This is a genomic window from Marseilla massiliensis, from assembly GCF_016899855.1.
Taxonomy (GTDB): Bacteria; Bacteroidota; Bacteroidia; order Bacteroidales; family Bacteroidaceae; genus Prevotella.
Genome location: NZ_JACJJG010000286.1, coordinates 1 through 261 on the forward strand (window position 1 = coordinate 1; position 261 = coordinate 261).

1 protein-coding gene is annotated in these 261 nt (G+C 64.8%); it reads left to right on the forward strand.

Annotated elements, in window-relative coordinates; all coding sequences use genetic code 11:
* Positions 1-261 (forward strand): DDE-type integrase/transposase/recombinase (locus H6A34_RS15720; protein WP_205106122.1); only part of this gene is annotated, 261 nt, incomplete at both ends.

Sequence of the window (261 nt, forward strand, 5' to 3'; positions counted from 1 at the left end):
GCCGCGAACCAGCTGTGGGTGGCCGACATAACCTACATACCACTCGAATGCGGTGGCACGTGCTACCTGCACATAGTCACCGACGCCTACTCGCACAAGGTCGTAGGCTACAAGGTCTCGCCGTCGCTGCGCGCCTCGGAGTCGCTCGATGCCCTCAGGCAGGCCATAGCCCATGCCGTGGCGTTGCGCGGCACGGACAGTCTTGACGGCCTCGTCCACCACTCCGACCGCGGGGTGCAGTACTGCTGCGACGCCTACATC